The sequence below is a fragment of the Acinetobacter lanii genome, assembly GCF_011578285.1.
Taxonomy (GTDB): domain Bacteria; phylum Pseudomonadota; class Gammaproteobacteria; order Pseudomonadales; family Moraxellaceae; genus Acinetobacter; species Acinetobacter lanii.
On sequence record NZ_CP049916.1, the window covers coordinates 1,211,060 to 1,234,461 of the forward strand.

Here is a 23,402-nt window from a genome sequence, read left to right on the forward strand (position 1 = left end):
AACAAATGTAATGCATCATGCCTCATTTCAATCAATCACTAGTTTAATCAATCACTATGCTGTGCTTCCAAAGGAAAAGGCATGTAGCGATTAAGCATCAAACCAAATAGCGCAGCGAAGATATACATAAAGATCGAATACACCGCAGCAGGCATGGCGACGGTTGAACTCGCCATAACGGTAAGAGCAATGGTCATGGCCAAGGTACTGTTGTGAATGCCAATTTCAAAGGCACAGGCACGCGCTTGTGCACTATTAATGCCAAAGAACCGTGGTACACAATAGCCGACCAATAAGCTACAGATACAAAAAATGGCAGTTGCCATACCCACTTGTGCGAAATACTCCATGATATGAGCACGTTCTTTTAAAATCGCACCTACAATAATCAGCACTAAAAATAGTACTGAGAATATACGTAATGGCTTATTCAATTTCTCAGTAAAATGTGGGGCAAAATGACGAATCAGCATACCAATCGCAACGGGAATCAAAATAATCCCAAACACTTGCATGATTTTACTGAACTGAAGTGAAATCTGTTGCCCCTCATTCATAAAGTGATAAATGGCAAAATTCATAATCAAAGGCAGGGTAAATGCAGCGACCACCGAATTGATGGCGGTTAAGCTAATATTTAAGGCTAAGTCACCCTTAAATAAGTAACTGAACAGATTGGCTGTACTGCCCCCAGGGGAGGCTGCCAATAACATCAGTCCGACCGCAAGCAAGGGCGGTAATGCAAACAATTTACATAACAGGTAGGCGATCCCCACCAATAAGAACAACTGACAGAACAAAGCAATTAAGACTGCTTTGGGGTGTTTGCTAACTCGCTTAAAGTCGTTTGGGGTCAGTTCAAGCCCTAAACCAATCATGATAATGGCTAATGCCAAGGGCAATATAATGGTAATCATCCCGCTATCCATAACATTCTTCCTGAATGAGTTTATTTAAATTCGGCGTTCAGTCGCTGTGAACGTATTTATTGTTTTAAAGCATGTGATCGAAATCCACATTTTTAATATAGCTGAATGTTTTTGATTGTGCTGAATAAATACGCAATTTTAGATATAAAAAAAGCAATCCACTCAAATGCAAGGCTTTGAATGGATTGCTGATCGATCTATAACATCGGTTAACAGTTTTTAGATGGATAAAGGTGCTGAAGTAATATCGGCAAGCTTAAAAATTAGGATTTAGGCATCGGTGGTGCATAGCCGAGTGCACATTTACCTTTATATTCCTGACCACCTATGCTGGCTGTTTTCGCGGCTGCATCACTTGCGCAGACAGAGCGTAATTCTGCTTCATCGCCTTTTAAGCCTTTGGTGACCGTTGGGAAAAACTGGGTTTGACATGTCCCATTCCAAATAATACCGCGATAAGCAAAGCTGACTTCCGCACCTTCGGATTTGCCTTTACAGACTTGTTGATATTGTTTGGCGTTATAGGTGCTTTCCACCTTATCGTTGGCAAAACCAACAGTACTCAAACCCATGCTACATAAAAACGCACTTAATAGAATTTTATTTTTCATGTTGTATCCCTATAGCGTGAACTTAGCTCATTTCAGACTAAACTTTTCTGTTTATTTGTTAAGTTGGCTTGCTGTAAGGATTCATTTTTGATTGTGAAATTTATATATAAATGTGCAAATTTTATACACATTTTCATTTTTTGCGTGTAAATTATTATGCCCAATTCAACAATGAATAAAAATCTGAGAATCTGTCTCCTCAATCTCAAAATTTGTTATAATTTTAAGTCATTCATTTTATCTCCTAATTACCACTATGCATTATCCTAAAGTTTACGATGTCATTGTTATCGGTGGCGGTCACGCAGGTACGGAAGCGGCATTGGCTGCAGCGCGTATGGGTCGTCAGACATTGCTTTTAACTCATAACATTGAGACTTTGGGGCAGATGAGCTGTAACCCAGCGATCGGTGGTATTGGTAAATCACATTTGGTACGTGAAATTGATGCTTTAGGCGGTGCAATGGCATTGGCTGCCGACAAAGGCGGTATTCAATTCCGTATTTTAAACTCACGTAAAGGTGCTGCGGTTCGTGCAACGCGCGCGCAGGCTGACCGTGTACGTTTTAAAGCTGCCATTCGTCATACCTTAGAAAATCAAGCGAATTTGGATATTTTCCAACAAGCAGCAGATGACCTAATTGTGGAAGGCGATACCGTAAAAGGTGTTGTGACCCAAATGGGGATTCGCTTTGATGCGAAAACGGTTGTGCTTACTGCTGGTACATTCCTCGGTGGCGTGATCCACGTCGGTTTAAACAATTCTTCAGGTGGTCGTGCTGGAGATCCTCCTTCGATTTCACTTGCAGCACGTTTACGTGAACTTAAACTGCCTGTGGGTCGTTTAAAAACAGGTACACCACCGCGTATTGATGCACGTTCAGTGGATTTTTCAGTGATGACGGCGCAACCGGGTGACTTCCCATCTCCAACCATGTCATTCATGGGCGATGTGTCGATGCATCCTGAGCAAGTCAATTGCTACATTACGCATACCAATGAACGTACCCATGACATTATCCGTGGTGGTTTAGACCGCTCTCCGATGTATACAGGTGTGATTGAAGGCGTTGGTCCACGTTACTGCCCATCCATTGAAGACAAAATTCACCGTTTTGCCGATAAAGACTCACATCAAATCTTTTTGGAACCAGAAGGTTTAGATACACACGAGCTTTATCCAAATGGTATTTCAACGTCGCTTCCATTTGACGTGCAGTTTGAATTGGTTCGTTCAATGAAAGGGATGGAGAATGCGCACATTCTTCGTCCGGGTTATGCAATCGAGTATGATTACTTCAACCCACAAGCCTTGAAGTTCTCTTTAGAAACTAAAGCGATTAATAACTTGTACTTTGCAGGTCAGATTAACGGGACAACCGGTTATGAAGAAGCAGGTGCACAAGGCTTATTGGCAGGTTTAAATGCTGCACGCCGTGCATGGGATCAAGAACAATGGACACCTAAACGTGATGAAGCGTACATGGGTGTATTGGTTGATGACTTAATTACACTCGGGACTAAAGAACCTTACCGCATGTTCACTTCACGTGCGGAATATCGTTTGATGCTTCGTGAAGACAATGCGGATCAGCGTTTAACGCCAATTGGTCGTGAAATGGGCTTGGTGGATGACGAGCGTTGGGCGTCTTACTGCGAAAAAATGGAAGCCGTAGAGAAAGAAACGGGTCGTCTGCAACATCTATGGGCTGCGCCAAACAATCCATTGGGTAAAAAATTCGTAGAGTTAACGGGTGGTGATTTAAGCAAAGAAACCACTGCAATCGACTTATTAAAACGTCCAAATGTGAACTTCGCTCAAATTGCTGAATTGACTGATTCTGAAGTTACGCCATTTGTCGGTGAGCAAATTGAAATTGCAGTGAAATATGCCGGTTATATCAACCGTCAGCATGAAGACGTTGCACAAATGAAGCGTTTGGAGGAGACTCGTATTCCTGTAGATTTCGATTATGACATCGTTTCAGGTCTTTCTCGTGAAATTACTTTGAAATTGAAAGACATTCGCCCTGAGACTTTGGCGCAAGCCAGCCGTATTCCGGGTGTAACGCCAGCCGCAGTACAATTGGTGATGATCACTATTCGTAAAAATGCTGCCGCAGCTAAAAAATCTGCTTAATCCTTTAAGCATTTAGAAAAGCCCGCATAATGCGGGCTTTTTTTATGATGAAAATAAGTCCAATCAGAAACAAATGATCAACCCAGTTATCGGTGAATGTTGCCAGCGAATAGATCGGCGAATCGTACTATCTACAGAAGAGAAAACCAATCTAGATGACTGAATGCTTAATTTATTTTAAAAGCATATAAACAAAGCCAAATCCTTCCTAATGAAAGAATCAGATTTAAGCTGCAAAAAAGTGTATTTCACATTTTTTTTGAATAAGCTTAAAGTGACTCTACACCAACAACCAAGAGGAAGATGCCATGACGATGAAATCGATTCGTTATAATGGATATGATCTCGCATGCTGCAGTTAAATATGCGACAACATGATCTCCAAACGATGTCTACATTGCCATTTAGTCCAATGGCTACTCGGGGCTGGATTGAATGCAATGTAGATAAATCTCATCCAATAAGAACAACATCGCCTATTAAAATAACAATTCTAAAAAATCTACAAAGAGCCCTTGATGGCTCTATTTTTTTGTCGAGTCATTCATCCAAACGAGAGTGGATAGAATGTGCTATTTGAGGCTCTGAAAAGATGACGCTATATGAATACAAAGCTACATTTAAAATATTATTCGATCTCATGCACCGCATTAAATACATTTACAGGCTCAATGCGAATAATCTTTTTCCCAAAACTTCTCAGCCACCACACCAACTGAGAGGTAAAAGGCACAGAAGCGCTGACTTTAAAGAGCTCTTCTGAAATTTGAGTAATGGTCTGTTCTTTACTGAGCTGACTTTCAGTGAAATATAAGGCATCTGCTTCATTCATAATCAATTCAAGATCAACCATTTCTGTGGGTTGATTAAAATCAACACGAAAGCCGAGTGCACCTGAGTCGATATATTCATCAATATCGAAATTCACCGGATGTAAGGCACGACTGTCCAGCACATGGGCAGATTTAAAGCGATGTAAAGCAAAGGTTTGCACTTCGGTTTTATCATGACGGGTACAGATCAAATAAATGATCGAGCCTTTTTGCACCAAAGCCAATGGATTTAAAATATAACTGCGGTCTTCACCCAATGGTCCTCGTGCGCGATAGACACATTCAATTTGCTTGTCTTGTAATAAACCTTCATAAATCGCTTGTTGTGCCGCTTTCTCGACCACAGGAGGAATCAGCGGTTGGCTGGCCGGTACAATGCGAACCCGATTGATCCATTGCCGCACATTGTTTTGGGTGGATAAGCTCCGCCGTGCCAAATCAAACCACGGATTCATTTCTTCAATCAGGCTCGGTGGAAGCAGATGTTTTAAATGTTCTTCCACCATCATAAAGGTAACCGCTTGTGAGCTGGTCATATGCGGTAGGCTTTGAATCGGAGCATCTGAGCGCCAGCGCCAACCTTGAGGAACAGTTTTATTGCTTTCGATCGGAAAGCGTTGTGAAATTTGGTTTAAGTCACGTTGAATCGTACGTAAACTGATTTCAATACCTTCACGTTCAAGGGTTTCTTGAAGTTCACGTGTGCCCATCCATTTCCCAGTGGACAGACGTGAAAGAATTTGCCACTGTCGATAGAGGCTATTCGAGGTTTCTTTTTCTTGTGATGACATAAATGTATGAACAACGAAAAATTAAAATAAGTGACTCGATCACAATAAAAAAACTCGCTTAGATAAGCAAGCATCGCTTGCGTTTCTTTTTCTATATTTGGAAACAACTTAGTTGATTTAATTCTAACTTCGGCCATTGAATTGGCTGAACTTCTGAGTATTAATAGCCATACAGCCAATGATTTTTAATTTGGCATTAAACTTGCTACCTACACTTACAATTGATAACAAATCAGAGGTTAGTATGCTTAAAGAAGATCAAGATACAACTTCGGTAATAAATAATTTGAGCATGGAAAATAATACCCAAGCATTTGAAAAATCATTAGATATCGAAGTGAAACACAACAGTACTGCATACTTATTTGATCAATTAAAATCCGAGTTTTTTAATGAAATGTTGGATGATGAAGCGATATGTAATGAGGCTTCAAAGAAAATTGAAGCATGGCTATGTCAGCACAGTCTAGATGAATTAAAGGCACTGAATCATCAAGCCAAAGAACATTTTTTATATCAAGGGATTACTTTTGCCATGTATGGTGAAGCGGAAGGCACTGATCGAATTATTCCCTTTGATTTAATTCCACGCGTCATCGCAAAACAACAGTGGAATAAAATGGAGCAAGGATGCTCACAAAGGGTGCGTGCACTGAATTTGTTCCTCGATGATATCTATCATGATCAAGCGATTTTAAAAGAGAACATTATTCCTGCTGAACAAGTACTGAGTCATGAGGCTTATCAACCTTTAATGTATAAACATGATTTGAAAGGAAAAATTTATAGTCAAATCAGTGGAATCGACATTGTTCGAGACAAGAAAGGCGAATTTTATGTGCTTGAAGATAATTTAAGAACACCATCAGGTGTGTCTTATATGTTGGAAAGTCGAAAGATTAGTGAAAAGCTGATGCCTGAACTGTGCCAAAAAAATCAACTTTTAGGCATAGAGCAATACCCTAAGCTATTAAAAGAAATCTTAGAAGAAAATGCCTACGTGGATAATCCTTTTATTGTTGTGCTCACCCCAGGTCGCTATAACAGTGCATTTTATGAACATTGTTTTTTAGCAAGGGAAATGGATGTACCTCTTGTGACAGGAAGTGACCTTTTTGTTGAGAACAACAAGGTTTATGTAAAAACAGTATGGGGCAAGAAGCAAGTTGATGTAATTTATAAGCGATTGGATGATGTTTTTATTGACCCATTGTGTTTTAAACCAGACAGTACCTTAGGTGTTGCAGGTTTAATGTCGGCTTATTTAAATCATAATGTAGTGATTGCCAATGCACCAGGTACGGGTGTCGCAGATGACAAATCAATTTATCCTTATGTTGATCAGATGATCGAATTCTATTTGGGTGAAAAACCCATTCTACACAATGTTCCGACTTATCAATGTCGTCAAGCCGATCAATTGGACTATGTGGTTCAAAATTTAGATCAATTGGTGGTAAAAGAAGCCCAAGGTTCGGGTGGATATGGTATGTTGATTGGACCTCAAGCATCGGAGCAAGAAATCGATGCATTTAAAATCAAACTCCTCAAAAATCCACATCATTACATTGCACAGCCGACCTTAGCCCTTTCAGTTGCACCAACACTCACTGAAACCGGTTTAGGTGAACGTCATATTGACCTTAGACCTTTTGTGCTGAGTTCGCCATTTAGAACGGAAATTGTGCCCGGTGGACTAACACGGGTGGCGATGCAACCAGGCTCTTTGGTGGTCAACTCTTCACAGGGTGGTGGTATTAAAGACACATGGATTATTGATGCTTTGCACTCTTAATTCAGGATTTAAAGACTCGATGTGAAATCAAAGCTTTAAAAGCTTTAATTTCCGAGCATTTTTGAAACATTTTTATATTTATTAGAATATTTTTGAAACACCAGGAGGATGGCATGATTATATTAAATAGTAATGCGCAAAATATTTACTGGGTTGGACGTTATCTGGCACGTATTCAATATCTGTGCGGGCAATTTCCATTTCAAACCGATGAAGAAGCCAACCAATATTCACATGCATTTTGTTTGCCGGCGTTTAATGCCTCATCTTTAAATGAATTGGTACTGAACCCTGAGCAACCGGCATCATTCCATCAACAATTTCAATATGTCAAAAACAATATTCAAGACCTGCGTGGTGTACTGTCGATTAAAGCCTACTGCGAATTAAAGCAGATGATTGATACCGCAAATGCCAATGCCGGTTATATCTGTACAGTGGTCGACGAATGCAGTGATGTACTTGAAGCCGAAAATGAAGATATCTTTTTGTTTTATAGCTTAGGTCAGTTGTTTGAAAATTTAGACCGTCAGATTCGTCTCAACCATGATATTGAAAAAACCATGCAGTCTCTGTCAGGCTTGATTGAGATGCTCAAAGCTAAAGGTTGGGACAGTGTAGATGAAGCATGGCAACATTTGATTCAGCATCCGAACAGTAATAGCTTTTATCAGTTGCATGATCAAGTTCAGTACCTGTTTGAGGTGGCTGCATGAAATTGATGATTAATCATCAAACCCACTATCAATATACCGATTGGGCGAAAAATAGTGTCCAATATATCAAAATGACGCCTCAAACCAACGCGCACCAAGCGGTGTTGACCTGGGGAGTGAGTGTGCCGGGTCAAACGCAGTCGCAATTGGATGCGTTTCAGAATATTTGGCTGACCAGTACACAGCGTTATGCCTACCAGAATATGACCATCATGGCGCAAGGTATAGTGGAAATTAACCCACATACTCAATATGCGATTGATTTAGATCTTCTGCCTCAGATTTTCTTACAAAATACCGAGAGTACCCAATGCGATGCAGAAATGCGGGCATTTGCCCAGACTTATGTTCCTGACATTAGTCATGCCAATTTGGTCAAGCTTTCAGAAGCTTTAATTCAGCGTATGCCGTATATTAGCTATACCACAGACGTACATACCAAGGCAGTTGATGCCTTTCATCAGCAACAAGGGGTATGCCAAGACCATAGTCATGTGTTTATCGGCATGTGCAAAGCTTTAGGGATACCGGCACGTTATGCTTCTGGGTATTTATATGTACCGGATAGTAGCCATTTGGCAAGCCATGCTTGGGCTGAAGTATTCTTAGATCATAAATGGCATAGTTTTGACATTAGTAATCAACTCTATACGCCTAGTTCACACATTTATGTTGCAATTGGGCGTGATTATTGGGATGTTGCACCTGTAAGAGGGGTTCGTGAAAAAGGTGGTATTGAGAGCATGAGTTCGATTGTGCAGGTACTGCCATGTTAAAAAAATAAATGAAGGGTGTTTAATGACTTATTGTTGTGCAATGCGTTTGAAAGACGGTTTGGTATTTATTAGTGATACTCGAACCAATGCAGGCGTCGATCATATTTCTGTATTTCGTAAACTGTATACCTTTGCAGTCGAAGGTGAGCGCTTTATTACGATTCAAACGTCTGGAAATTTGGCAACAACACAGGCGGTCATTGGACACCTTAAGAATCAACTGGATTTAAGACAAGAGCCTAATCTGTATAGCGTGAACAACATGTTCGAGTTGGCAGAGTTGGTTGGACATACTTTAAAACGCGTCATTGCAGATGTGACAGCAGATCAACAAGAACAAAGTAATTATTACTGTAGTTTGTTGGTGGGTGGTCAAATTCGTGGTGAAGAAATGCAGTTGTATAATATTTACCCGCAAGGAAATTTTATTAGCGCCACAGATGACACGCCGTTCTTTCAAATTGGTGAAAGTAAGTATGGCAAACCGATTTTAGATCGGGCTTTGCGTTATGACACTTCACTTTCAGATGCACTGCGTTATGGTTTGGTGTCTTTTGATTCGACCTTAAGATCCAATGTTTCTGTGGGAATGCCTTTGGATGCGATCATCTATAAAAAAGACAGTTTTGCATTTCCGAAAGGTAAAAGGATCTATGAACAAGACCCGTATTTTAATCACATCAGTCGTGAATGGTCAGATATACTCAGACAAGGTTTAAATACTTTACCTGACCCTACAGAAGATTATTGGCAATAAGCAAAGATTATCTAAATGCCTTGAATATAACAAATAGACATATTTTTAAAGAAAAAGCCCAATTTGATTGGGCTTTTTGATTAATGAGAAGAGTGAATTAAATTTGTTTGCGTTGAGGACGATTGCTTAAACGACATAACAGTTCATAACCAATGGTTCCATTGGCTTCTGCAACGTCATCCACCAAACGGGTATTGCCCCAAAGCTCAACTTTAGTGCCCAACGAGGCATTCAAGCCTGATACATCAATTGCGATCATATCCATCGCTACACGACCAATCACACGGGTCAATTGACCATCCATTGCCACATAATTTTGTTTCGGGAACGCACGTGGGTAACCGTCACCATAGCCAATGGAGACAATCGCCAATTGCATTGCTTGATCTGCAACAAAATGAGAGCCATATCCGACACTTTCGCCGGCTTGAATGGTGTTTAAAGCAATAATTTCAGCTTCAAAAGTCATGACTGGCTTGAGATCAAGTTCTTTGACAGATTTGTCGGCAAAAGGTGATGCACCGTAAAGCATAATGCCCGGGCGTACAAAATCGAAATTCAGTTCAGGCCATTTAAAGAGGGCAGCCGAGTTACAGCATGAGGCCAGCACAGGGGCACAAGCTTCTTTGACCTGTAGAAACTGCTGTTTTTGTTGTTCATTCAATGGATGCTGTTCAGCATCGGCATTGGCAAAATGCATGGCAAGTACGCAAGTAAAGCCTTCAGCTTTTAAGCTGTTAATGACTTCAATAATTTCAGGCACTTTAAAGCCTAAACGGTTCATACCGCTGTTGAGTTTGACCCATACTTTAAGGTTTTTACCGACATAGGCATTTTTGTGAGTGCGTAGCCAATCGACTTGCTGCTGATGATGCACCACCACTTCGATATTTTGGTCAACCGCAACTTGCATTTCATCTTCAGAAAATACCCCTTCAATCAGGGTAATCGGTTGATGATAACCCAGTTCACGAATCTCTAAGGCTTCTTCCAAGCACGCTACACCAAAAGCATCCGTTGCGCTTAATCCGCCCAAGCAATCTGCGACACCATGACCATAGGCATTGGCTTTGACCATGCTGACGATTTTGGCTTGAGGGGCAAGTTGTTTAACACGATTTAAATTATATTGAAGGGCTTGATGATCAATATAAACTGTAGCTTGGCGCACCGAGTGACTCCCGTGGTTAATGAAATATCATGCATGAAACTTCATCTAAAACATCAGACTAATTTGAAATAAAATCATCAGTCTGAATTGAACTGGATGGATAGCGGAGTATTGTATGCCGATGTTTGGCAAATAAACATGCTTGATTGATTCTATTTCTAAGTTTTGAAAATTTTATCTAATTTAGCATTTTTATAGTGCATTAAATTTCCACTGCACATAAAAAATGGACCCAATCAGTCCATTTTTACATGCTTATAAAGCCCATCAGTATTATTCTTCATCATCGTACTGGGCATAGTATTCAGGTGATAGGTTACTAAAACGCGTATATTGACCTTCAAATGCCAAGCGTACTGTACCAATCGGGCCATTACGCTGTTTACCGATGATGACTTCTGCTGTGCCGGCTTCTTTGGATTCTTTGTTATAGACTTCATCACGGTAAATAAACATGATCAAATCGGCATCCTGCTCGATGGCACCAGATTCACGTAAGTCAGACATTACAGGGCGTTTATTGGGACGATTTTCCAAAGAACGGTTGAGCTGTGATAAGGCGATGACAGGGCACTGCATTTCTTTGGCCAAGGCTTTTAAACTTCGAGAAATTTCACCAATCTCACCAACACGGTTATCGCCCATGCCCGGTACTTTCATCAACTGTAAGTAATCGACCATGATACAACCGAGTTTGCCCCCATGTTGTTTGGCAATACGACGTGCACGTGCGCGCATTTCCGTTGGAGGTAATGCCGAGGAGTCATCGATATATAGGTGTTTTTCTTGGAGTTGTAGAATGGTGCCAGTAACTTTAGACCATTCATCTCCATCCATTTTACCTGAACGCAAATGTCCTTGATGGACACGTCCCCACGATGAAATCAAACGCATCGCAATCGAGTCTGCAGGCATTTCCATAGAGAAAACCAATGCAGGTAGATTGCTATTAAACAGAACACTTTCGACCAAGTTCATAGCTAGGGTAGTTTTACCCATGGATGGACGGGCTGCGACAATAATCATGTCACCGGCTTGCATTCCAGAGGTTTTATTGTCTAGTTCTACGAAACCTGTACTTAGACCAGTAATACTGCCTTCAAGCTGAGAAAGCTCATCGAGTTTAGTGATCAGATCCGCTGTCACGCTACTGATCGGCTTAGGACCTTGTGCTTTGGCGTTATTATTATGTTGTTCTGCAATAGAGAAAATATTGGTTTCGGCTAGATCTAAAATTTCACTGACTTCACGACCTTTGGTGTCATAGGCATTTTGCAAAATTTCATTGCCGACTTTGATCATGTTGCGAAGCGTGGCAAATTCACGAATTTTGGTGGCATAGGTTTCTAAGTTATAGAAGCTGGCAGGGGAGTCTGCCATCAATTGCATTAAATACTCTTCACCACCAATGGCATCGAGCAAATTTTGCTTGATCAGCCAATCGTTTACTAATACCGCATCATAAGGTGAATTTTCTTGTGCCAATTTTTCAATGGCACGATAGATGTATTTATGACGTGTCGCATAAAAATCATTTTCAGACAAAATATCACTGACTTGCTCATAAGATTCAGCAACGGTCATGAGTGCCGCCAAAACCGCTTGTTCAATCGACAAGTTATGCGGAGGCGTGCGGAATTCTTTTAATGATGCTGCATCATTTTTTTTAGCGTCAGCATTAAAGTTGTTAGATTTCGCAGTGGCAGTCGCCTGTGACATATAAGACCTTGATTTTTAATAAAACTGAAACGATCAGTTAAAACTGATGGGTTTAATCTAGAGAGATTAAGAGCATAACTGAAATATCAGTTGGAGAGGAGATATTACAAATAAAAATCGCTAAAAATAATAGCCAACTCAAAAAATGCTGAGTTTAAAAATAAAAATATTACGCTCGATCAAATTTTAAAGATAAAAAAAGAGCATGCAAAAGCATGCTCTCTTTTCTACAAAAATTACTCTGCTACGATAGTAACAAGAACTTCTGCAGCAACATCGTGGTGCAATTGGATTGCGATGTTGAATTCGCCAGTGTGACGAAGTGCACCGTTCGGTAAACGAACTTCTGCACGGTCAACTTCAAGACCAGCATTTGTCAACGCGTCAGCGATGTCACGTGTACCGATTGAACCGAATAATTTACCTTCATCACCAGATTTAGCAGTGATCACGATATTTACTTCGTTCAACTGGTCAGCACGTGCTTGAGCAGCAGCTAAAACTTCAGCTTCAGCTTTCTCAAGTTCTGCACGACGAGCTTCGAATGCAGCAGTGTTTGCTTCAGTAGCAGCTACTGCTTTACCTTGAGGGATAAGGAAGTTACGGCCGTAACCAGCTTTAACTGAAACTTTATCGCCTAATTTACCAAGGTTTTTAATGCGTTGTAATAAAATAATATCCACAGCTCAACCTCACTTATGATTGTCAGTGTAAGGAATCAACGCTAAGTAGCGAGCTTGTTTAATCGCAAGCGCTAATTGACGTTGGTAACGAGCTTTAGTACCAGTGATACGGCTAGGAACAATTTTGCCGTTTTCAGTGATGTACTGTTTTAAAGTATCGATATCTTTGTAGTCGATGTACGCAACTTTCTCAGCTGTAAAGCGGCAGAACTTGCGACGACGGTAAAAACGTGCCATGTAGGTTCTCCTTAAGCTTCAGCAGAGTCTTGAGTTTGTTGTGCTTCTTCACGTTGAGCTTTACGCGCACGCTTTTCTTCAGCACTTTTAGCAAGCAATGACTCTTCAGTGATTGCGTTCTCACGACGAATAATAACGTTACGAAGGATAGCATCGTTGTAACGGAATAATTCTTCTAATTCATTAAGCGTAGTTTGGTTACATTCTACGTTCATTAGAATGTAATGCGCTTTGTGAATTTTGTTGATTGGGTAAGCCAATTGGCGACGGCCCCAATCTTCAAGACGGTGAATTTGACCTTCAGCATCTTTGATGTGAGAAATGTAGCGTTCTACCATTCCCACAACTTGATCGCTTTGGTCTGGGTGTACCAGAATTACGATTTCGTAGTGACGCATTGTCAGCTCCTTACGGTTTTATGCAGCCCCTAACTTAAATGTTAGAAGCAAGGAGTCACAATTCAAAAAGCCTAAAAGACCAGATCATTGTGTCGCAAAAAATTGCGAAGCTGTATTCTAGGCACTTTGCTTGAAAATTACAAGGAATGTCAGGCGAATTCCAAGAAGAATTTAAGGTTTTAGAATTAATTAAAAATGTCTTTCTTACATAAAGTAAGTAAATGACTGAGAGAAATAAAGTGAAGAAAGCAGGGAGGGGTTTTGCTTAGATTATTTGTAAGAAGTGAAAAACAAAAAAGATAGAGTTGAACTCTATCTTTTTAAAAAATTGGCAATTGCGGAGCAGGAGATAAAGCAATAAAGAAGAAGCTTATGCTTAACACGGTAATCAAAGTGACTGAGAAAAGGAAATAACGTTTTGCCCAGATTTGATCATTCTCTGCTTTGAAACCAATCACACTCAAATATAACCAATAAATACAGAGTGCATTTAAAATCACTAAATAGAACCAATGGGTATAACCAAATACAAAAAGTAAATTCATGCAAATGGTAAACAATACGACATAAATCAATGATTCGATTTTTGTGCGTAAAACTGAACGTGCCACGGGTAAAATCGGGACACCCGCATTTTTATAATCATCAAAACGATAAATTGCAATGGCCCATGAATGTGGCATTTGCCATAAAGCGTATCCGATAAAAATAAGTAATGCAGCTACATCAAACTGTTCTGCAACAGCGACATAACCAATGACAGGTGGACTTGCACCTGAAATGCTGCCTACAACAGTTTGGTGAATTGTTGTTCTCTTGGTCCAAAGACTGTAGAAAACCACATAAACCACAAAACCAATCAATGCAAATAAAACAGCATAAGCATTAACGAGGAACCAAAGTAAAGCAAATCCTAAAACACCCAGCACTAAAGCGAATACTAAGGCAACGGAGGGTTTAATGGTTTTTTTTACTAAAGCCCGGTTTCGTGTGCGTTGCATTTTATGGTCGATATCTTGGTCGATCACATTGTTGACAACACAACCTGAAGCAACAACCAGTGTTGTTCCGAGTAGGGTGATAAAGAGGAGAAGGAGATCTATAGAGCCTTGGGTGGCTAAGAAATAGCCACCCAAAGTGGTAACGAAGTTACCAAATAGAATCCCTGGCTTAGTCAGGAATAAATATTTTTTTAACATGATGAGCTGATTAGATCATCATATTAGAGTGTAGGTAATTCATGATCCATACAGAACCCACTAATAGAACAGCAATAGTAAGAATTGTATAAATAAACGCGACCACGTTCCAACGTTGTTCAGAAGATGAGTTCATGTGCAAGAAGAAAACTAATTGAACAAGAACCTGAGCAACAGCGGTAATTGCAATCACTGCAACAATCGCACCACGGCTGAAACTATCAGCATGCATTGCCATGTAGAAAGGAACTACAGTCAACAATACTGAAAGAATAAAACCTACAGTGTATTGCTTCACAGTACCGTGTGAAGCACCAGCAGCATTATGATCGTGACTCATTATAATACTCCCATCAAGTAGACTACGCTGAATACGCAGATCCAAACGATGTCAAGGAAGTGCCAGAACAAGCTTAAGCAAGCTAGACGACGAGTGTTAGGAAGCGTCAAACCATTTTTCTTGATTTGAATCATTAACACGATCATCCACACCAAACCAGATGTTACGTGAATACCGTGCGTACCAACTAAGGTAAAGAACGCAGATAAGAACGCACTGTGGCTTGGGCCATGGCCTTCGTGAACTAAATGAGAGAACTCATAAAGTTCCATACCGATGAATGATGCACCGAATACAAATGTGATTGCTAACCAAGCTAACACTTGACCAACATTCTTTTTGTAAGAAGCAAGTACTGCGAAACCAAAAGTTACAGATGAAATCAAGAGAGCAAAAGTTTCAGTTAAAACGAAACCTAAAGACTCACTGAAAAGATCATGTGGACTTGGTGTTCCCGCAGGAATATGGCTGCTTAAAACAGCGAAAGCGATGAAGAGTGTACCGAATAAAATCAAGTCACTCATCAAGTAAACCCAAAAACCGAAGACTGTGATGTCAGTATCATCGTGATGATGATCATCATGTCCGTGGCTTTCGTGATGAAGTACTTCAGTCATATCCTTAGTCCTTCTTCAAATGTTTTTCAAGGATCGCATAGCGTTCGTTTTCAATACGTTCAACTTCAGCAGCTGGTACATAGTAGTCCACTTTCTTAGTGAAAGAAGAAACAATGAAAGTGATGATTGAAGCAGCGAATGAAACAACGACTAACCACCAAATATGCCAGATTAACGCAAAGCCCATTACAGTGATAACTAAGCCTAATACGATACCAGCAGCACGGTTTGTTGGCATGTGAACGTCTTCATAATGCGTTGGACGTGCATACGCAACACCATTCTCTTTGTCTGTCCAGAAGCGGTCGATACCGTCAGCTTGTGGAAGTACAGCAAAGTTATAGAACGGAGCAGGAGATGAAGTCGCCCATTCAAGCGTACGACCATCCCAAGCATCACCTGTAACATCCAAGTGTTTGTCGCGTTGTAAGTAACCAACTACGATTTGAAGGATGAAAGAAGCAATACCACAAGCAACCAATACAGCACCGAACAAAGCGATCGCTAGGTACGGGTCCCAATCAGGGTTGTTGTAAGAGTTCAAACGACGAGTCATACCCATGAAACCAAGGATATAAAGTGGCATGAACGCAAAGTAGAAACCGAAGAACCAGAACCAGAAGCATGCTTTGCCCCAGAATTCACTCAATTTCCAACCAAACATTTTTGGCCAGTAGAAAGTGATACCTGCGAACATTGCGAATACTACACCACCAATAATTACGTTATGGAAGTGGGCAATCAAGAACAATGAGTTATGTACCAAGAAGTCCGCTGGTGGCATAGCCATCAACACACCTGTTAAACCACCGATACCGAAAGTTACAAGGAAACCGATAGTCCAGTACATTGGAGATGTGAATGTAATACGACCCTTGTACATAGTGAACAACCAAGAGAAGATTTTCACACCAGTAGGAATCGCAATAACCATGGTCATGATACCGAAGAACGAGTTAACGTTGGCACCTGAACCCATAGTGAAGAAATGGTGAACCCATACAACGAACGCAAGTACAGTAATTGCGATAGTTGCATAAACCATTGATTTGTAGCCGAACAATGTTTTGCGAGAGAACACTGAAGTGACTTCTGAGAAAATACCAAATGCTGGTAATACCAAGATGTAAACTTCTGGGTGACCCCAAGTCCAAATCAAGTTCACGTACAACATTGGGCTACCGCCTAAGTCGTTTGTGAAGAAATGGAAACCGAAGTAGCGGTCAACCGTTAACATTGCAATTGTAGCTGTTAACACTGGGAATGATGCAATGATCAGAATCGCAGCACATAAAGATGTCCACGTAAAGATCGGCATATCCATAAGTTTCATACCAGGTGCACGCATTTTGATGATGGTAACGAAGAAGTTAACACCTGTTAAAAGCGTACCTAAACCTGAAACCTGAAGTGCCCAGATATAGTAGTCAACACCTGCACCTGGAGAGTATTCGATACCTGATAGAGGCGGGTAAGCCATCCAACCAGTTGCAGCGAATTCACCAATTGCGAGTGAAGCCATCATTAAGCCTGCAGCACCGGCGAATAACCAGAAGCTCAAAGAGTTTAATAATGGGAATGCAACGTCACGAGCACCGATCTGTAAAGGTACAGCGATGTTCATTAAGCCAACAACAAGACCCATCGCCACGAAGAAGATCATGATCACACCGTGTGCTGTGAAGATCTGGTCGTAATGTTCAGGGTGTAAGTAACCTTCACCGCCGCCTTTAGCGAGGAAAAGTTGTAAACGCATCATAATCGCATCGGCAAAACCACGCACAAGCATGATTGTCGATACCAATAGATACATGATACCAATTTTTTTATGGTCTACAGAGGTAAACCATTCAGTCCAAAGGTAGTTCCATTTTTTGAAATAAGTGATCGCACCAACAACGGCGATACCACCTAAGATCATCATGGCAACAGTTACCAACACGATTGGATCGTGCGGAATTGCTTCTGGACCTAACTTACCTAATAAGAAACTCATGTCTTATTCCTCTACAGAAGCCGCATGATCTACATGTGCTGCTTCAACCGCTGCTTTAGTGTCAGCATTGTTAAAGTTGCTCATGTATTTGTTGATCACAGATTCAAATAACTTCGGTTCTACTGAAGAATAGTAAGTCACAGGGTGTGGCTTTTTAGGATAAGGCTTCATTGCTTCAGCTTTAGCCTTTTCTTCAGGAGTAGTTGCATTTGCAATAATTGCTTCGATTTGATGTGGAGAACGATCACCATCACGTAACGCCGCAAATTCAACTTTATCCAAAATGCCTTTTTGAACAGCTTCTGGATTTACTGAAGTACCGTTACCTGCTTTGATTGCAGCAACCCATTCAGCAAATTGAGCTTCACTTACAGAGTGAGCCAAGAAGTGCATTTGCGAGAAACCATAACCCGAGTAGTTTGATGAGAAACCACGGTATACGCCTTGTTCATCAGCAAGCATATGAAGTTTGGTTTGCATACCCGCCATTGCATAGACCTGACCTGCTAACTGTGGAATGAAGAATGAGTTCATTGTGAAGTTAGAAGTGATTTTGAAGTTAACTGGAGTTTTTTCTGGGAAACGTACTTCGTTAACAGTTGCAATTTCTTGTTCAGGGTAAACGAAGATCCATTTGAACTGTTCAGCGATAACTTGAACGGTTACAGGAGCTTTGTCACTCTCAAGTGGACGGTATGGGTCATACTTGTGGGAACCCCACCAAGTTAACCATGCAAGAATACCAATAATAATTACAGGAATACCCCAAACAACGATTTCAATCGTAGTTGAGTGTGCCCATGTTGGTTTATAGTCTGCATCTTTATTTGACGCGCGATATTTCCAACCAAACCACAATGCCATTACTGCAGATGGAATAACCACCAACAGCATTAGGTAAATCGCAGTCATCATTAGGTTACTTTGACCTGCAGCGACTGGACCTTTTGAGTTTAGAAGTACTAAATCACCACCACACCCAGTTAAGAGTGCAGCAAGCGTTGATAAAGACAATACAGCTAAAGTCGTTTGTCTCATTTTACAACCTCGGTGAAGAGTCCCATTCCCTAAAATTAATTTATGGGATAGCGAATAAAGTGTCACATGATTGAGAACATTCTCACATCGTGAGAGTTCGCAATCATGAAACACCGCTACGTTGTGGTGCATTATGCCCTAATTAGAGCAACTAAGCTATACATAAAGTAGTATTGACTTAGTTGACTAATCCCGATATTTATAGTCAACTTTAAAATGCTTGACTTATCTTTCTTTTTTTAAATCAATGAAATAGAAAAATCACATTGAAATTAAGCGTTTAGCTGATGGTGTTAATTTTGACGCTTAATGACCTTGGTTTTGGCTAATTTATCGTGCAGTGTTTGACGTTTTTTACTCAAAGCGAACACATGGTCAACAACCGTGATAAATGGAAAGAAAACCAGATTCAAAACGATAAAAATCACACTTCTTAAGCTAAATCCGCGCATTAAGTTTACTTTTTGATCTGTTTCTGCATCTACAATTTGAATCTTAACAAGTTTCTTACCAATACTTTGTCCGCTTTTTGAAATAAATATTGCTTGCATAATAAGCATCAAAACAACGTAAATTCCCATTGCTTGCCAAGCTTCCATTGGAATTAATGAAAATAGCTCACTTTGGAGTGCAATGGCTTGATCAGAAGTGGTCGCAGCTTGCATCTTTTGTTGAATCACAGCCAATTGATCTATTTGACTTTTGTCCAAAAAGAATGAGGGCATCGCAAGGCTTGGAATCCAAAATAAAAAATCGATCAATTTTGCTGCAACCCGAGAGCCAATAGAGGCTAATTCAGGCTTATTTTTTTTATTTACGCCGATATGACGAATTGTAGGGTTTTGATCAGCATTTGAATTGTTATTATTTAATCTATTATCAGATGGTGATAAATTGCTATTTTGTTGGTAACCGATGGGTTCAAACACCAATTTTCCTTGAGTGATTTCACCTAAAGCTTTCCATTCAGGCATTCCTTGGTACCACGCTAAATCAGTCAGGAGTACCTGTTGGCTTGCGAGCATTTGATTGATTTGCTCAACGGTATAAGGACCAGCTTGTTGATTATTTCGCGCCAAGTAAATTTGCATAAACTAACATCTCAAACGAATTCTAAAAATAGTGGACAAAAAAAAGACCCACGAATGGGTCTTTTTTTAACACGTTTTACTGTGCTTGTTTAGTCTTTTCTTCAGCAAGGAAGAACCAAGTATCTAAAACAGAGTCTGGGTTTAATGAAACTGATTCAATACCTTGTTCCATGAGCCAAAGTGCAAGATCTGGGTGATCCGAAGGACCTTGACCACAGATACCCACATATTTACCCGCTTTACGGCAAGCATGGATCGCCATAGAAAGAAGTGCTTTCACTGCAGGATCACGTTCATCAAATAAATGAGACACAATGCCTGAGTCACGGTCTAGACCAAGCGTCAATTGAGTTAAGTCATTTGAACCGATAGAGAAACCATCGAAGTGTTCAAGGAATTGTTCAGCTAATAATGCATTGGTTGGTAATTCACACATCATGATCACTTTAAGGCCGTTCTCGCCACGTTTAAGACCGTTTTGACCCAATAGCTCAATCACACGTTTCGCTTCAGCTACGGTACGTACAAAAGGAATCATGATTTGGATGTTGGTTAAGCCCATTTCGTCACGCGCTTTTTTCAAGGCACGGCATTCAAGCTCAAAACAGTCACGGAAGTTATCAGATACATAACGACTCGCACCACGGAAGCCCAACATTGGGTTTTCTTCTTCAGGCTCGTATAACTTACCGCCAATCAAGTTTGCATATTCGTTTGACTTAAAGTCAGACATACGAACGATCACTGGCTTATCAGCAAATGCTGCAGCAAGGGTGGAAATGCCTTCAACCAATTTTTCAACGTAGAACTCAACAGGAGATGCATAACCTGCAGTACGTGCCATCACAGCGGCACGTGTTTCGCGTGGCAGACTGTCAATGTTGAGTAAGGCTTTAGGATGCACACCGATCATACGGTTAATGATGAATTCTAAACGTGCTAGACCGATACCCGCATTTGGAATTTGCGCGAAGTCGAATGCACGGTCAGGGTTACCGACGTTCATCATCACTTTAAATGGTAAATCTGGCATGGATTCAATTGAATTGCGTTGTACTTCAAAGTCCAAAGCGCCTTCATAGATGAAACCTGTATCACCTTCAGCACAAGATACAGTCACTTCTTGACCATCAACAAGCAATTCTGTTGCGTTACCACAACCGACGATTGCTGGTACGCCCAGTTCACGTGCAATGATCGCAGCGTGACAGGTACGACCACCACGGTTGGTGACAATCGCAGCAGCACGTTTCATTACTGGTTCCCAATCTGGGTCAGTCATGTCTGATACAAGTACGTCACCGTCTTGTACTTTGTCCATTTCACGGATTGAAGAGACAATACGTACACGACCAGAACCAATACGTTGACCGATTGAACGACCTTCACATAAAACAGTACCTTTTTGTTTGAGTAGGTAGCGTTCCATCGTGCCGACATTTTCACGGCTCTTCACTGTTTCTGGACGTGCTTGAACGATATAGATTTGACCGTCGTCACCATCTTTTGCCCATTCGATGTCCATTGGCGCACCGTAATGTTGTTCGATGATCATGGCTTGTTTAGCTAAGTTTTCAAGTTCAGCATCCGTTAATGCAAATTGTTGACGTTCTTGTTTTTCAACATCAACAACAACAACCGACTTACCTGCAGAACCTTCTTCACCATAAATCATTTTTTGGTGTTTAGAACCGAGGTTACGACGGATCACAGCATGTTTACCTGCGTTCAATAACGGTTTAGACAGGTAGAATTCATCCGGATTCACCGCACCTTGAACCACCATTTCACCCAAACCATAAGATGCAGTCACGAACACTACATCACGGAAACCTGATTCAGTGTCGAGGGTAAACATTACACCCGCAGCACCTGTTTCAGAGCGAACCATGCGCTGAATACCAGCAGACAGGGCAACGATGTCATGATCAAAGTTTTGGTGTACACGGTACGCAATTGCACGGTCGTTATACAAAGATGCAAACACTTCTTTGATCGCGATTAGAACGTTATCGATCCCACGGATATTTAAGAAAGTTTCTTGTTGACCCGCAAAAGATGCATCGGGTAAGTCTTCCGCTGTTGCTGAAGAGCGTACAGCCACCGCAATATGTGGGTTACCAATCGACAAAGTCGCGAATGCTTCGCGAACTTCTTTTTCTAAAGCAGGAGTAAGTGGCGTATCTACGATCCATTTACGAATTTTGGCACCTGTTTCAGCCAGTGCGTTTACATCATCTACATTCAGCTGTTTCAATTCAGCAGAGATTTTTGCGTTTAAACCACTTTGTTCTAGGAATTCACGGTATGCAGCAGCAGTAGTCGCAAAACCACCTGGAACTGAAACGCCAGCATTTGCTAAATGACTGATCATTTCTCCAAGTGAAGAGTTTTTACCACCCACGATCTCAACGTCGTGTTTACCTAATTTTTCCAGACCGATTACGCGTGCTTCCAAAGTTGTTACTCCACTTATGCAGTATTTATCACCATCTTGGCATGATGATTTTGACAAAAACTCAGTAAAAATATTTTACTAAGCGACAGCCATGTAAGATCAGTTTACTATAAAGATTATACTGTACTTAAACAAATTTTTAAGGAGATTTTTAATGTCGGAAAGTAAAGAAATTAAAAGGAGCGTTTTTTTCATTTCTGATGGAACAGCCATTACTGCAGAAACCTTAGGTCACTCATTATTGGCTCAATTTCCGCACGTCACTTTTGACATTCATATCATTCCTTATATTAGCTCAGAAGAAGCAGCCACAAGCGTTGTAGCCGAAATTAACAAACGTGCAGAGATCGACGGAGAGCCACCTTTGGTGTTTGACACATTGGTCGATCCTTATGTACGAGACATCATTAATACCGCCAATGCGATTAATTTAGATGTGTTCGAGGGGCTCATCAGTAAGCTATCTGAAGTGCTTGAAACAGAGCCTACAACTTTAGTCGGACAAACGCATGCGGTGACCGATTCAGAGTCATATAAAGCACGTATTGATGCAGTACATTTTGCACTCGATAATGATGATGGTGCCCGTACTCGACATTACGATAAAGCTGACCTGATTTTGATTGGGGTCTCACGTTCGGGTAAAACACCGACCTCTATTTATTTGTCGCTGCAATTTGGTATTCGGGTCGCAAACTATCCGTTGACTGAAGAAGACTTAGATGACAACCGACTGCCTGCTGTTTTGAAAGAACATAAACACAAGTTGTTTGGTCTAATGATTGATGCTGAAAGGCTTGTAGCAATTCGTTCTGAACGTAAAGCCAATAGCCGTTATGCCAGTTTTAGACAGTGTGAGATGGAACTGCGTGCAGTTGAAGGGATTTATATTTCGGAAGGCATTAAATTTTTAAACGTCTCAGAAATGTCGATTGAGGAAATTTCAACACGTGTTTTACAAATGACAGGTCTTAAACGTCGTATTGGTTAAGTCCGTCATGTTGTCGCTAGTTGTGGAAGAAAAGAGCTAAATTGATTTGGCTCTTTTTGATGATTATCTAGCTCAAAATCATATAATTTTTGTATTAATTGTTAATAAAGGCTTAT

The 23,402-nt window shown here is 40.7% G+C and carries 21 protein-coding genes; 6 read left to right on the forward strand and 15 right to left on the reverse strand.

Annotated elements, in window-relative coordinates:
- Nucleotides 1–47: 47 nt before the first annotated feature.
- Nucleotides 48–929 carry a bile acid:sodium symporter family protein gene (locus G8D99_RS05625; protein ID WP_166323402.1) on the reverse strand — a complete coding sequence of 294 codons (882 nt, stop codon included), beginning with the start codon at nt 927–929 and terminating at the stop codon, nt 48–50.
- A 263-nt stretch (nt 930–1,192) separates the two neighbouring features.
- Nucleotides 1,193–1,540, reverse strand: a complete 348-nt coding sequence (locus tag G8D99_RS05630) for a hypothetical protein (RefSeq protein WP_166323404.1) — start codon at nt 1,538–1,540, stop codon at nt 1,193–1,195.
- Nucleotides 1,541–1,796: 256 nt separating this feature from the next.
- Between G8D99_RS05630 and mnmG the strand changes: the two genes are divergently transcribed.
- Nucleotides 1,797–3,680 (forward strand): tRNA uridine-5-carboxymethylaminomethyl(34) synthesis enzyme MnmG, encoded by a 1,884-nt coding sequence (gene mnmG, locus G8D99_RS05635; protein ID WP_166323406.1) that lies wholly within the window; start codon nt 1,797–1,799, stop codon nt 3,678–3,680.
- 628 nt (nt 3,681–4,308) lie between these two features.
- Here the strand turns inward: mnmG and G8D99_RS05640 are convergent.
- On the reverse strand, nt 4,309–5,304 hold the full coding sequence (locus G8D99_RS05640; protein ID WP_227554150.1) for a helix-turn-helix transcriptional regulator: 996 nt from the start codon (nt 5,302–5,304) through the stop codon (nt 4,309–4,311).
- A 292-nt stretch (nt 5,305–5,596) separates the two neighbouring features.
- On the opposite strand from G8D99_RS05640, the gene G8D99_RS05645 reads away from it, so the two are divergent.
- The 4 genes from G8D99_RS05645 (at nt 5,597) to G8D99_RS05660 (ending at nt 9,348) form a co-directional block, all read left to right on the forward strand.
- Nucleotides 5,597–7,099, forward strand: a complete 1,503-nt coding sequence (locus tag G8D99_RS05645) for a circularly permuted type 2 ATP-grasp protein (protein ID WP_406741509.1) — start codon at nt 5,597–5,599, stop codon at nt 7,097–7,099.
- A gap of 113 nt (nt 7,100–7,212) precedes the next feature.
- Nucleotides 7,213–7,815: an alpha-E domain-containing protein gene (locus G8D99_RS05650; RefSeq protein WP_166323410.1), complete on the forward strand. Its 603-nt coding sequence runs from the start codon at nt 7,213–7,215 to the stop codon at nt 7,813–7,815.
- Nucleotides 7,812–8,591, forward strand: a complete 780-nt coding sequence (locus G8D99_RS05655) for a transglutaminase family protein (protein ID WP_166323412.1) — start codon at nt 7,812–7,814, stop codon at nt 8,589–8,591. The genes G8D99_RS05650 and G8D99_RS05655 overlap by 4 nt, the downstream gene beginning before the upstream one ends.
- Nucleotides 8,592–8,613: 22 nt before the next feature.
- A complete protein-coding gene (locus G8D99_RS05660) occupies nt 8,614–9,348 on the forward strand; it encodes a proteasome-type protease (RefSeq protein WP_166323414.1) in 735 nt (244 codons plus the stop codon).
- Nucleotides 9,349–9,445: 97 nt separating this feature from the next.
- On the opposite strand, the gene alr is transcribed toward G8D99_RS05660, so the two are convergent.
- The 12 genes from alr to ppsA all read right to left on the reverse strand — a co-directional run bounded on the left by alr (nt 9,446) and on the right by ppsA (nt 22,295).
- The gene (gene alr, locus G8D99_RS05665; protein ID WP_166323416.1) at nt 9,446–10,519 is read right to left on the reverse strand and encodes an alanine racemase; all 1,074 of its coding nucleotides are present in this window, start codon (nt 10,517–10,519) and stop codon (nt 9,446–9,448) included.
- 273 nt (nt 10,520–10,792) lie between these two features.
- A complete protein-coding gene (dnaB, locus tag G8D99_RS05670; RefSeq protein ID WP_166323418.1) occupies nt 10,793–12,238 on the reverse strand; it encodes a replicative DNA helicase in 1,446 nt (481 codons plus the stop codon).
- A 236-nt stretch (nt 12,239–12,474) separates the two neighbouring features.
- The gene (gene rplI / locus G8D99_RS05675) at nt 12,475–12,921 is read right to left on the reverse strand and encodes a 50S ribosomal protein L9 (protein WP_166323420.1); all 447 of its coding nucleotides are present in this window, start codon (nt 12,919–12,921) and stop codon (nt 12,475–12,477) included.
- A gap of 9 nt (nt 12,922–12,930) precedes the next feature.
- Nucleotides 12,931–13,158, reverse strand: coding sequence for a 30S ribosomal protein S18 (gene rpsR / locus G8D99_RS05680; RefSeq protein WP_004676982.1), 228 nt, complete (start codon nt 13,156–13,158; stop codon nt 12,931–12,933).
- Between the two features lie 11 nt (nt 13,159–13,169).
- Nucleotides 13,170–13,556 carry a 30S ribosomal protein S6 gene (gene rpsF / locus G8D99_RS05685; RefSeq protein WP_166323422.1) on the reverse strand — a complete coding sequence of 129 codons (387 nt, stop codon included), beginning with the start codon at nt 13,554–13,556 and terminating at the stop codon, nt 13,170–13,172.
- 320 nt (nt 13,557–13,876) lie between these two features.
- A complete protein-coding gene (cyoE, locus tag G8D99_RS05690; protein ID WP_166323424.1) occupies nt 13,877–14,755 on the reverse strand; it encodes a heme o synthase in 879 nt (292 codons plus the stop codon).
- Nucleotides 14,756–14,765: 10 nt separating this feature from the next.
- On the reverse strand, nt 14,766–15,098 hold the full coding sequence (gene cyoD, locus G8D99_RS05695) for a cytochrome o ubiquinol oxidase subunit IV (RefSeq protein WP_171522789.1): 333 nt from the start codon (nt 15,096–15,098) through the stop codon (nt 14,766–14,768).
- Nucleotides 15,095–15,712, reverse strand: a complete 618-nt coding sequence (cyoC, locus tag G8D99_RS05700) for a cytochrome o ubiquinol oxidase subunit III (protein WP_166323428.1) — start codon at nt 15,710–15,712, stop codon at nt 15,095–15,097. Before cyoC ends, cyoD begins: the two co-directional genes overlap by 4 nt.
- Nucleotides 15,713–15,716: 4 nt before the next feature.
- Nucleotides 15,717–17,708 carry a cytochrome o ubiquinol oxidase subunit I gene (cyoB, locus tag G8D99_RS05705; protein WP_166323430.1) on the reverse strand — a complete coding sequence of 664 codons (1,992 nt, stop codon included), beginning with the start codon at nt 17,706–17,708 and terminating at the stop codon, nt 15,717–15,719.
- 3 nt (nt 17,709–17,711) lie between these two features.
- Nucleotides 17,712–18,746 carry a ubiquinol oxidase subunit II gene (gene cyoA, locus G8D99_RS05710; protein WP_166323432.1) on the reverse strand — a complete coding sequence of 345 codons (1,035 nt, stop codon included), beginning with the start codon at nt 18,744–18,746 and terminating at the stop codon, nt 17,712–17,714.
- A gap of 293 nt (nt 18,747–19,039) precedes the next feature.
- Nucleotides 19,040–19,837, reverse strand: a complete 798-nt coding sequence (locus G8D99_RS05715) for an RDD family protein (protein ID WP_166323434.1) — start codon at nt 19,835–19,837, stop codon at nt 19,040–19,042.
- Between the two features lie 76 nt (nt 19,838–19,913).
- Nucleotides 19,914–22,295 (reverse strand): phosphoenolpyruvate synthase, encoded by a 2,382-nt coding sequence (gene ppsA, locus G8D99_RS05720; protein WP_166323436.1) that lies wholly within the window; start codon nt 22,293–22,295, stop codon nt 19,914–19,916.
- A 154-nt stretch (nt 22,296–22,449) separates the two neighbouring features.
- Between ppsA and ppsR the strand changes: the two genes are divergently transcribed.
- On the forward strand, nt 22,450–23,286 hold the full coding sequence (gene ppsR, locus G8D99_RS05725) for a posphoenolpyruvate synthetase regulatory kinase/phosphorylase PpsR (protein ID WP_166323438.1): 837 nt from the start codon (nt 22,450–22,452) through the stop codon (nt 23,284–23,286).
- The last annotated feature ends 116 nt before the right edge of the window (nt 23,287–23,402 follow it).

Bases quoted from the DNA above. Each gene is read 5' to 3' on its own strand.
- rpsF (WP_166323422.1), bottom strand. From the start codon at position 13,556: ATGCGTCACTACGAAATCGTAATTCTGGTACACCCAGACCAAAGCGAT.
- mnmG (WP_166323406.1), top strand. From the start codon at position 1,797: ATGCATTATCCTAAAGTTTACGATGTCATTGTTATCGGTGGCGGTCAC.
- G8D99_RS05655 (WP_166323412.1), top strand. From the start codon at position 7,812: ATGAAATTGATGATTAATCATCAAACCCACTATCAATATACCGATTGG.
- G8D99_RS05650 (WP_166323410.1), top strand. From the start codon at position 7,213: ATGATTATATTAAATAGTAATGCGCAAAATATTTACTGGGTTGGACGT.
- G8D99_RS05660 (WP_166323414.1), top strand. From the start codon at position 8,614: ATGACTTATTGTTGTGCAATGCGTTTGAAAGACGGTTTGGTATTTATT.
- G8D99_RS05640 (WP_227554150.1), bottom strand. From the start codon at position 5,304: ATGTCATCACAAGAAAAAGAAACCTCGAATAGCCTCTATCGACAGTGG.
- cyoB (WP_166323430.1), bottom strand. From the start codon at position 17,708: ATGAGTTTCTTATTAGGTAAGTTAGGTCCAGAAGCAATTCCGCACGAT.
- cyoA (WP_166323432.1), bottom strand. From the start codon at position 18,746: ATGAGACAAACGACTTTAGCTGTATTGTCTTTATCAACGCTTGCTGCA.
- dnaB (WP_166323418.1), bottom strand. From the start codon at position 12,238: ATGTCACAGGCGACTGCCACTGCGAAATCTAACAACTTTAATGCTGAC.
- G8D99_RS05715 (WP_166323434.1), bottom strand. From the start codon at position 19,837: ATGCAAATTTACTTGGCGCGAAATAATCAACAAGCTGGTCCTTATACC.
- cyoE (WP_166323424.1), bottom strand. From the start codon at position 14,755: ATGTTAAAAAAATATTTATTCCTGACTAAGCCAGGGATTCTATTTGGT.
- rpsR (WP_004676982.1), bottom strand. From the start codon at position 13,158: ATGGCACGTTTTTACCGTCGTCGCAAGTTCTGCCGCTTTACAGCTGAG.
- G8D99_RS05625 (WP_166323402.1), bottom strand. From the start codon at position 929: ATGGATAGCGGGATGATTACCATTATATTGCCCTTGGCATTAGCCATT.
- G8D99_RS05630 (WP_166323404.1), bottom strand. From the start codon at position 1,540: ATGAAAAATAAAATTCTATTAAGTGCGTTTTTATGTAGCATGGGTTTG.
- ppsR (WP_166323438.1), top strand. From the start codon at position 22,450: ATGTCGGAAAGTAAAGAAATTAAAAGGAGCGTTTTTTTCATTTCTGAT.
- G8D99_RS05645 (WP_406741509.1), top strand. From the start codon at position 5,597: ATGGAAAATAATACCCAAGCATTTGAAAAATCATTAGATATCGAAGTG.
- cyoC (WP_166323428.1), bottom strand. From the start codon at position 15,712: ATGACTGAAGTACTTCATCACGAAAGCCACGGACATGATGATCATCAT.